The following is a 10,817-nucleotide window of genomic DNA, read 5'->3' as shown; positions in this document are numbered from 1 at the left end:
ATCAAACCAGGCGGGCCCGGGAGCTACTGCCCCCTGTACTCAGAAGACACCCAGTCTGCCCGGACCTTCACAAGAAGCCTGCCCAGTGTTTCACCCTTGCCGAACCAGGCCATAACAGTTCGGCAGCTTCGCACATCGTCCGCACACCCCTGGGGCGGAAACACAGCCGTCCGGCATCCGCGCGGACCGGGAAGGTAAGTAACCTTGCATACGGCCTCCCAGCCACGCCGGTCCCCCCGGCCTGGGCGGTGGCACGAGCACGAGCGGGCATCGGAGGGGCGGCCGCACACATGACCACCGGACTGATCCCGGGGGGACAGACCCCGGACCCCCGGTCCTCAGGCACGCGTCCGCCCCACCAGCGGGGCCACCTGACCGGCCAGGGAGCCCTGCACGTCGACGACCGGCCGAGGAGTTCTGTGATCACCGCGCGCGCGGCTGCCAGTTTCGAGCCCGTGGGGCGATCCGTGGCGACCGCCCGCGCCTTCGTCCGCGACACCCTCCAGGGCTGGGGGTTCGCCGACATCATCGACGACGCGGTGGTCCTCACCAGCGAACTGGTGACGAACGCGGTCGTCCACGCCGGCACCCACGCCGACGTCCTGTGCCTGCGCAGCGACGGCGAGGTCCGCATCGAGGTGGCCGACCGGTATCCGGAACGCGAGATCCCCCTCCAGGGCTCCCCTGCGACCATGGGCAGCCCCGACCGCGAGGGCGGCCGCGGCCTGCAGTTGTGCGCCGCCATCGCCGCCCGCTGGGGCGTCGACTACACGTCCACCCACAAACAGGTCTGGTTCCAACTCGACCTCCCCGACCGCCCGGTGGGCACCCGCACCGCCGGCCCGTCGCTGCCCGCCGACCTCCTGCCCCTCGCCGACAGCCGGGTCCGGGTCGCCGTCGTCCAGATCGACCGCGCGGGGGCAGTCTCCGCCTGGAACGAGGACGCCGAGGAACTGTTCGGCTATCCCGCCGACCAGGTCACCGGCAAGCCGCTCACCAACCTCGCCGCCTGGCCGCACACCCCCGGCACCAGCACCGGGATCGTCGAGGCGCTCCAACTCTCCCGCTGGGAGGGCAGTTACGGCATCCGGTGCGCGGACGGCCGGGTCACCCCGGTCTACGCCTCCCACCTCCGCGTCCGTGACACCGAAGGCGAGCCCTCCACCGTCTGCCTGCTCGTCCGCGACCACGAACGCGCAGTCCTGCAGACCCCCGCGCGCGTACCGACCGCGGACAGCACCACGATCTCCGACGGCCAGAGCACCGATCCTTTCGAGGTGTTCATCGGCTCGCCGGCCCCCGACGACCTCGACGGCCTCCTCCAGCGCACGGTCGAACGCGCCCGCGACATGCTCGACGGCGACTCCGCCTTCCTCCTCCTTGCCACCGACGACGAGACCGAGCTGGAGGTGCGCGCCTCCACAGGTCTGCCCTCCGCCCGCCAGCGCTTCGCGCGCGTGCCCGTCGCGGCCGGCCCGGGCCGCTACGGCTCGGCCCGGATGCCGGCCGTCCACGAGGACCTCCTGGCCGTCCCCGGCGCCGTCCCCCTGCTGAGCGGTACGGGTATGCGCTCGGTCGTGACGGTCCCGCTGAAGGTCGAGGGCCGCCTGACCGGCTCCCTCGGCGTCGCGGCCGAGGCCCACGGCCGCTACTCCAACGAGGAGGCGCTGCGCCTCCAGTTCGCGGCCGATCGCATCGCGCTGGCCGTGGAGTCGGCCCGTCTCGGCGAGCTGGAACGCCTGCGCCGGGGTTCCCTCAGCTTCCTGGTCGAGGCGTCCGACCTCCTCGCCGGCACCCTGGACCGCGACCAGACCCTCGCCCTGATGGCCCAGATGACCGTGCCGACGCTGGCGACGTGGTGCGCGGTCTACACGATCGCCGACCAGGCCTCCGACCCGTACCTCTCCTACGTGCTGCACGAGGACGAGGAACTGATCGACGGCATCAAGTCGTTGCTCTCGAAGATCGCCCCGCCCGACCCGGTTCCCACGCCCGGCGCCCGGGTATGGCCGGCTCCCGCCGCGGCCGCGCACGACGCGGCCCTGCGCAGTTCCATGCGCAGCCTCGGCCTGACCGGCGGCCCGACGTACCAGGTGGCCTCGGGTATCGGCCCCACCCTCGCCACTGCGTCCGCCGTCGGCGGCGAGACCGTCGTCCTGCCCCTGGTCGCCCGCAACCGCGTCATCGGCATGCTGACCCTCGGCAAGCCCACCGACGAGCATTTCCGCCAGGAGATCCTGGAACTGGCCGAGGACCTGAGCCGCCGAGCGGCCCTCGCCCTCGACAACGCCCGCCTGTACTCGGAGCGCACGGCCATCAGCCAGGCCCTCCAACGCAGCCTCCTCCCCCGGAGACCCCCAAGATCGACGGCGTGGAGGTCGAGGTCATCTACCGGGCAGCCGGAGAGGGCAACGAGGTGGGCGGCGACTTCTACGATGTCTTCCCCATCAGCGAGGGCGTCTATGGCTTCGCCATCGGTGACGTCTGCGGCACGGGCCCGAACGCGGCGGCGGTCACCGGCCTGGCCCGGCACGCTCTTCGCCTCCTGGCCAGGGAGGGCCTCAGCGGCCCTGCGGTCCTCGAGCGTCTCAACTCCGCCATCCTCGACGAGGGCGCCCGCAGCCGCTTCCTGACCCTGCTCTACGGCGAGATGCGCCCGCGCGAGGACGGCAGCGCGGAGCTGAAGGTCGTCTGCGCCGGTCACCCGCTCCCCCTCAGGCTGCGCCAGGACGGCACGGTCGAGCCGGCCGCAGAACCGCAGCCGCTGCTCGGCGTCATGGAGGACCTGGAGCTCTACGAGCAGACCGTCACCCTCGACCCGGGCGACGTCCTGCTCTGCGTGACCGACGGAGTCACCGAGCGCCGCGAGGGCTCCCGCATGCTGGGGGACGACGGCCTCGCCGACGTGCTCACCACGTGCACGGGTCTCACGGCCGGCGCGGTAGCCGCTCGCATCATGCGCGCGGTGGAACGCTTCGCGTCCGACGCCCCGTCGGACGACATGGCGATCCTGGCCATGCGCGTGGCGTGACAAGGCGGGCATGAGAAAGCCCCCCACCCGGAAGGGTGGGGGGGCTTTCTCTGTGCGGAGCCCCCTAACGGAATCGAACCGTTGACCTTCTCCTTACCATGGAGACGCTCTGCCGACTGAGCTAAGGGGGCTGGTCACTTCTCGAGGTCTCCCTCGCGGCAACGAAACAGATCTTACCCCGAACGAGCCGGTGTTCCAAACTCGTTCAGGTGGCGGTCCGACGGCGATCCGAGGCTGCCCGCTGACCGGGAGCCGACAACCGCCCGGCCCGCAGCCCGACTTCGCGCAGCCGGCGGGATTCATGAACACCAAGTGGCCACATACAAAAAAGGGTTGGACCCTGAACCGAGGTCCAGAGCCCAACCCTTTTGAATGATTGTTCGGCGGTGTCCTACTCTCCCACAGGGTCCCCCCTGCAGTACCATCGGCGCTGTAAGGCTTAGCTTCCGGGTTCGGAATGTAACCGGGCGTTTCCCTCACGCTATGACCACCGAAACACTATGAAACTGTTCAGCCGCACCACACCGTGACCATGGCATGGGGCTGTTCGTGGTTTCAGAACCAACACAGTGGACGCGAGCAACTGAGGACAAGCCCTCGGCCTATTAGTACCAGTCAGCTTCACCCATTACTGGGCTTCCACATCCGGCCTATCAACCCAGTCGTCTACTGGGAGCCTTACCCCATCAAGTGGGTGGGAATACTCATCTCGAAGCAGGCTTCCCGCTTAGATGCTTTCAGCGGTTATCCCTCCCGAACGTAGCCAACCAGCCATGCCCTTGGCAGAACAACTGGCACACCAGAGGTTCGTCCGTCCCGGTCCTCTCGTACTAGGGACAGCCCTTCTCAATATTCCTGCGCGCGCAGCGGATAGGGACCGAACTGTCTCACGACGTTCTAAACCCAGCTCGCGTACCGCTTTAATGGGCGAACAGCCCAACCCTTGGGACCGACTCCAGCCCCAGGATGCGACGAGCCGACATCGAGGTGCCAAACCATCCCGTCGATATGGACTCTTGGGGAAGATCAGCCTGTTATCCCCGGGGTACCTTTTATCCGTTGAGCGACGGCGCTTCCACAAGCCACCGCCGGATCACTAGTCCCGACTTTCGTCCCTGCTCGACCCGTCGGTCTCACAGTCAAGCTCCCTTGTGCACTTACACTCAACACCTGATTGCCAACCAGGCTGAGGGAACCTTTGGGCGCCTCCGTTACTCTTTAGGAGGCAACCGCCCCAGTTAAACTACCCATCAGACACTGTCCCTGATCCGGATCACGGACCCAGGTTAGACATCCAGCACGACCAGACTGGTATTTCAACGACGACTCCACCCGAACTGGCGTCCGAGCTTCACAGTCTCCCAGCTATCCTACACAAGCCGAACCGAACACCAATATCAAACTGTAGTAAAGGTCCCGGGGTCTTTCCGTCCTGCTGCGCGAAACGAGCATCTTTACTCGTAGTGCAATTTCACCGGGCCTATGGTTGAGACAGTCGAGAAGTCGTTACGCCATTCGTGCAGGTCGGAACTTACCCGACAAGGAATTTCGCTACCTTAGGATGGTTATAGTTACCACCGCCGTTTACTGGCGCTTAAGTTCTCAGCTTCGCCACCCCGAAGAGTGACTAACCGGTCCCCTTAACGTTCCAGCACCGGGCAGGCGTCAGTCCGTATACATCGCCTTACGGCTTCGCACGGACCTGTGTTTTTAGTAAACAGTCGCTTCTCGCTGGTCTCTGCGGCCACCCCCAGCTCGAGGAGCAAGTCCTCTCACCAAGCGTGGCCCCCCTTCTCCCGAAGTTACGGGGGCATTTTGCCGAGTTCCTTAACCATAGTTCACCCGAACGCCTCGGTATTCTCTACCTGACCACCTGAGTCGGTTTAGGGTACGGGCCGCCATGAAACTCGCTAGAGGCTTTTCTCGACAGCATAGGATCATCCACTTCGCCACAATCGGCTCGGCATCAGGTCTCAGACTATGTGGTGTGCGGATTTGCCTACACACCGTCCTACACCCTTACCCCGGGACAACCACCGCCCGGGATGGACTACCTTCCTGCGTCACCCCATCACTCACCTACTACAAGTCTGGTCCGTCGGCTCCACCACTTTCCATTCCCCGAAGGGTCCGGAACGGCTTCACGGACTTAGCATCGCCTGGTTCGATGTTTGACGCTTCACAGCGGGTACCGGAATATCAACCGGTTATCCATCGACTACGCCTGTCGGCCTCGCCTTAGGTCCCGACTTACCCTGGGCAGATCAGCTTGACCCAGGAACCCTTAGTCAATCGGCGCACACGTTTCTCACGTGTGTATCGCTACTCATGCCTGCATTCTCACTCGTGAACCGTCCACAACTACCTTCCGGTGCTGCTTCACCCGGCACACGACGCTCCCCTACCCATCACGATCCCCGTTGGGGGTATATATCGCAATGACACGACTTCGGCGGTACGCTTGAGCCCCGCTACATTGTCGGCGCGGAATCACTAGACCAGTGAGCTATTACGCACTCTTTCAAGGGTGGCTGCTTCTAAGCCAACCTCCTGGTTGTCTCTGCGACTCCACATCCTTTCCCACTTAGCGTACGCTTAGGGGCCTTAGTCGATGCTCTGGGCTGTTTCCCTCTCGACCATGGAGCTTATCCCCCACAGTCTCACTGCCGCGCTCTCACTTACCGGCATTCGGAGTTTGGCTAAGGTCAGTAACCCGGTAGGGCCCATCGCCTATCCAGTGCTCTACCTCCGGCAAGAAACACACGACGCTGCACCTAAATGCATTTCGGGGAGAACCAGCTATCACGGAGTTTGATTGGCCTTTCACCCCTAACCACAGGTCATCCCCCAGGTTTTCAACCCTGGTGGGTTCGGTCCTCCACGAAGTCTTACCTCCGCTTCAACCTGCCCATGGCTAGATCACTCCGCTTCGGGTCTTGAGCGTGCTACTGAAACGCCCTGTTCGGACTCGCTTTCGCTACGGCTACCCCACTCGGGTTAACCTCGCAACACACCGCAAACTCGCAGGCTCATTCTTCAAAAGGCACGCAGTCACGAGACGCCAAGCAAGCTTGACGTCCGACGCTCCCACGGCTTGTAGGCACACGGTTTCAGGTACTATTTCACTCCGCTCCCGCGGTACTTTTCACCATTCCCTCACGGTACTATCCGCTATCGGTCACCAGGGAATATTTAGGCTTAGCGGGTGGTCCCGCCAGATTCACACGGGATTTCTCGGGCCCCGTGCTACTTGGGTGTCTCTCAAACGAGCCGTTGATGTTTCGACTACGGGGGTCTTACCCTCTACGCCGGACCTTTCGCATGTCCTTCGCCTACATCAACGGTTTCTGACTCGCCTCACAGCCGGCAGACTGTGAAAGAGAGATCCCACAACCCCGTATGCGCAACCCCTGCCGGGTCTCACACGCATACGGTTTGGCCTCATCCGGTTTCGCTCGCCACTACTCCCGGAATCACGGTTGTTTTCTCTTCCTGCGGGTACTGAGATGTTTCACTTCCCCGCGTTCCCTCCACATACCCTATGTGTTCAGGTATGGGTGACAGCCCATGACGACTGCCGGGTTTCCCCATTCGGAAACCCCCGGATCAAAGCCTGGTTGACGGCTCCCCGGGGACTATCGTGGCCTCCCACGTCCTTCATCGGTTCCTGGTGCCAAGGCATCCACCGTGCGCCCTTAAAAACTTGGCCACAGATGCTCGCGTCCACTGTGCAGTTCTCAAACAACGACCAGCCACCCATCACCCCCAACCTGAGCTGGAGTTCACTGGGACCGGCATCAGAAGGGCAAGCGAAAACGCTCGCACCCTCAGACACCCAACAGCGTGCCCGACCCGATCCCGCCCGGAGATCATGCTTTCCACGCTCCGAAGAGCAGTACTCGCAAGCCTCCGACCCGGAAACCGGACCGAATAATCAACGTTCCACCCATGAGCAACCAGCATCGGACGTTCGCCGATGAACTGGCCTCTGACCTCACCCCTAAGGGATCGGTGAGAAGTGCTCCTTAGAAAGGAGGTGATCCAGCCGCACCTTCCGGTACGGCTACCTTGTTACGACTTCGTCCCAATCGCCAGTCCCACCTTCGACAGCTCCCTCCCACAAGGGGTTGGGCCACCGGCTTCGGGTGTTACCGACTTTCGTGACGTGACGGGCGGTGTGTACAAGGCCCGGGAACGTATTCACCGCAGCAATGCTGATCTGCGATTACTAGCAACTCCGACTTCATGGGGTCGAGTTGCAGACCCCAATCCGAACTGAGACCGGCTTTTTGAGATTCGCTCCACCTCACGGTTTCGCAGCTCTTTGTACCGGCCATTGTAGCACGTGTGCAGCCCAAGACATAAGGGGCATGATGACTTGACGTCGTCCCCACCTTCCTCCGAGTTGACCCCGGCAGTCTCCTGTGAGTCCCCATCACCCCGAAGGGCATGCTGGCAACACAGAACAAGGGTTGCGCTCGTTGCGGGACTTAACCCAACATCTCACGACACGAGCTGACGACAGCCATGCACCACCTGTACACCGACCACAAGGGGGCGACCATCTCTGGCCGTTTCCGGTGTATGTCAAGCCTTGGTAAGGTTCTTCGCGTTGCGTCGAATTAAGCCACATGCTCCGCTGCTTGTGCGGGCCCCCGTCAATTCCTTTGAGTTTTAGCCTTGCGGCCGTACTCCCCAGGCGGGGAACTTAATGCGTTAGCTGCGGCACCGACGACGTGGAATGTCGCCAACACCTAGTTCCCACCGTTTACGGCGTGGACTACCAGGGTATCTAATCCTGTTCGCTCCCCACGCTTTCGCTCCTCAGCGTCAGTAATGGCCCAGAGATCCGCCTTCGCCACCGGTGTTCCTCCTGATATCTGCGCATTTCACCGCTACACCAGGAATTCCGATCTCCCCTACCACACTCTAGTCTGCCCGTATCGAATGCAGACCCGGGGTTAAGCCCCGGGCTTTCACATCCGACGCGACAGACCGCCTACGAGCTCTTTACGCCCAATAATTCCGGACAACGCTTGCGCCCTACGTATTACCGCGGCTGCTGGCACGTAGTTAGCCGGCGCTTCTTCTGCAGGTACCGTCACTTTCGCTTCTTCCCTGCTGAAAGAGGTTTACAACCCGAAGGCCGTCATCCCTCACGCGGCGTCGCTGCATCAGGCTTTCGCCCATTGTGCAATATTCCCCACTGCTGCCTCCCGTAGGAGTCTGGGCCGTGTCTCAGTCCCAGTGTGGCCGGTCGCCCTCTCAGGCCGGCTACCCGTCGTCGCCTTGGTGAGCCGTTACCTCACCAACAAGCTGATAGGCCGCGGGCTCATCCTTCACCGCCGGAGCTTTCAACCCCCACCCATGCGAGTGGAAGTGGTATCCGGTATTAGACCCCGTTTCCAGGGCTTGTCCCAGAGTGAAGGGCAGATTGCCCACGTGTTACTCACCCGTTCGCCACTAATCCCCACCGAAGTGGTTCATCGTTCGACTTGCATGTGTTAAGCACGCCGCCAGCGTTCGTCCTGAGCCAGGATCAAACTCTCCGTGAATGTTTTCCCGTGATCGGGATCGCACACACGAGAGCGGAACGTCGAGCGGAATAAGCCCGGCGTTCACAACGTCCTCGCTGTGTTTGTTTCAAAGGAACCTCATCCTCGGCTATCACTGCCGGGGACGGGGTATCAACATATCTGGCGTTGATTTTTGGCACGCTGTTGAGTTCTCAAGGAACGGACGCTTCCTTCGTACTCACCCTCTCGGGCTTTCCTCCGGGCAGTTTCCCTTCGGTCTTGCGTTTCCGACTCTATCAGACCGTTTCCCGATCCGATTTCCTCGGTGCTTTCCAGGTTCCCCGCTTATCTCGCGGTTTCCCTTTCCGGCGTTTCCGACTTTATCAGAAGTTCTGAGTCGGTTTTCCCGGCCCCTCCCGGGAGTGGATCCGGGGCACGAGGTGTACCGGGTTCCCGTTCAGGCGGAGCCGTAAACGTACTGGAGCGGGGCTCCCCGATGCAAATCGGGGAGCCCCGCTCGGGGTTCACGCGTACGAGGGGCCGTCCGTCGCTCAGACCTCGACCACGACCGGGAGGATCATCGGCCTGCGGCGATAGGTGTCGGAGACCCACTTGCCCAGGGTGCGGCGGATGAGCTGCTGCAGCTGGTGGGGCTCGACGACGCCGTCCTGGGCCGAGCGTTCCAGGACCTCGGCGATCTTCGGGGTGACCGCCGAGAAGGCGGAGTCCTCGATGCCCGAACCGCGGGCCTGGATGTGCGGCCCTCCGGTGATCTTGCCGGTGGAGGAGTCCACGACGACGAAGACCGAGATGATGCCCTCGTCACCCAGGATCTTCCGGTCCTTCAGGGCCGGCTCGCCGACGTCGCCGACCGAGAGGCCGTCGACGTACACGTATCCCGCCTGGACCTTGCCGGTGATCTTCGCCTTGCCCGCGACGAGGTCGACGACCACGCCGTCCTCCGCGATCACGATGCGGTCGTGCGGGACGCCCGTCAGGGCACCCAGCTCGGCGTTGGCGCGCAGGTGCCGCCATTCGCCGTGCACCGGCATCAGGTTCTTCGGGCGGCAGATGTTGTAGAAGTACAGGAGCTCGCCGGCGGACGCGTGGCCCGAGACGTGCACCTTGGCGTTGCCCTTGTGGATGACGTTCGCGCCCCATCGGGTCAGACCGTTGATCACCCGGTAGACCGCGTTCTCGTTGCCCGGGATGAGCGACGACGCGAGGATCACCGTGTCACCGGGGACGATGCGGATCTGGTGGTCACGGTTGGCCATGCGGGACAGGGCCGCCATCGGTTCGCCCTGGGAACCCGTGCACACCAGCACGACCTCGTGGTCCGGAAGGTCGTCGAGGGTCTTGACGTCCACGACGAGACCCGGCGGGACCTTCAGATAGCCCAGGTCCCGGGCGATACCCATGTTGCGGACCATCGAGCGGCCCACGAAGGCGACCCGGCGGCCGTACTCGTGCGCCGCGTCGAGGATCTGTTGGATGCGGTGGACGTGACTGGCGAAGCTGGCCACGATGATCCGCTTGCGGGCTCCCGCGAAGACCGTGCGCAGCACGTTGGAGATGTCCCGCTCGGGCGGCACGAAACCGGGGACCTCGGCGTTCGTCGAGTCGGAGAGAAGAAGGTCGATGCCCTCTTCGCTCAGGCGTGCGAACGCGTGCAGGTCGGTGAGCCGGCCGTCCAGCGGAAGCTGGTCCATCTTGAAGTCGCCGGTGTGGACCACCATGCCGGCGGGCGTGCGGATCGCGACCGCGAGGGCGTCAGGGATCGAGTGGTTGACGGCGATGAACTCGCAGTCGAACGGACCGATGCGCTCACGGTGCCCCTCCGCCACCTCGAGGGTGTACGGGCGGATCCGGTGCTCCTGGAGCTTGGCCTCGATGAGGGCGAGGGTCAGCTTGGAGCCGATGAGCGGGATGTCCGCCTTCTCGCGGAGAAGGTAGGGGACGGCGCCGATGTGGTCCTCGTGACCATGGGTGAGGACGATGCCCTCGATGTCGTCGAGGCGGTCCCGGATGGACGAGAAATCCGGCAGGATCAGGTCGATGCCGGGCTGCTCCTCCTCGGGGAACAGCACGCCGCAGTCGACGATCAGCAGACGGCCGCCGTACTCGAAGACCGTCATGTTCCGGCCGATTTCACCGAGGCCGCCGAGCGGGGTGACCCGGAGGCCGCCCTCGGGCAGCTGCGGGGGCGGAGCGAGTTGCGGATGCGGATGACTCAAAAGACTCTCCTCACACACACGCGCCACGTACCG

1 protein-coding gene, 1 tRNA gene, 3 rRNA genes and 1 pseudogene are annotated in these 10,817 nt (G+C 63.5%); 1 reads left to right on the top strand and 5 read right to left on the bottom strand.

What is annotated here, in order from left to right; genetic code table 11:
• Positions 1–290: 290 nt before the first annotated feature.
• Positions 291–3,031: pseudogene (locus tag QA802_RS30570) on the top strand (SpoIIE family protein phosphatase).
• A 58-nt stretch (positions 3,032–3,089) separates the two neighbouring features.
• Here the strand turns inward: QA802_RS30570 and QA802_RS30565 are convergent.
• The 5 genes from QA802_RS30565 to QA802_RS30545 form a co-directional block, all read right to left on the bottom strand.
• A tRNA-Thr gene (locus QA802_RS30565) sits at positions 3,090–3,162 on the bottom strand.
• A gap of 247 nt (positions 3,163–3,409) precedes the next feature.
• Positions 3,410–3,526: ribosomal RNA gene (gene rrf, locus QA802_RS30560) — 5S ribosomal RNA — on the bottom strand.
• Between the two features lie 90 nt (positions 3,527–3,616).
• Positions 3,617–6,740: ribosomal RNA gene (locus QA802_RS30555) — 23S ribosomal RNA — on the bottom strand.
• 320 nt (positions 6,741–7,060) lie between these two features.
• A 16S ribosomal RNA gene (locus tag QA802_RS30550) occupies positions 7,061–8,586 on the bottom strand.
• The 16S, 23S and 5S rRNA genes sit together here with 1 tRNA gene alongside, the layout of an rRNA operon.
• Before the next feature lie 512 nt (positions 8,587–9,098).
• Complete coding sequence (locus QA802_RS30545) at positions 9,099–10,784, bottom strand: ribonuclease J (protein ID WP_319172338.1); 1,686 nt, start codon at positions 10,782–10,784, stop codon at positions 9,099–9,101.
• Between the last annotated feature and the right edge of the window lie 33 nt (positions 10,785–10,817).

The sequence above is a fragment of the Streptomyces sp. B21-105 genome (assembly GCF_036898465.1).
GTDB lineage: Bacteria > Actinomycetota > Actinomycetes > Streptomycetales > Streptomycetaceae > Streptomyces.
The sequence above is the reverse complement of the archived record's forward strand: the minus strand, read 5'-3'. Positions and strand labels throughout refer to the sequence as shown.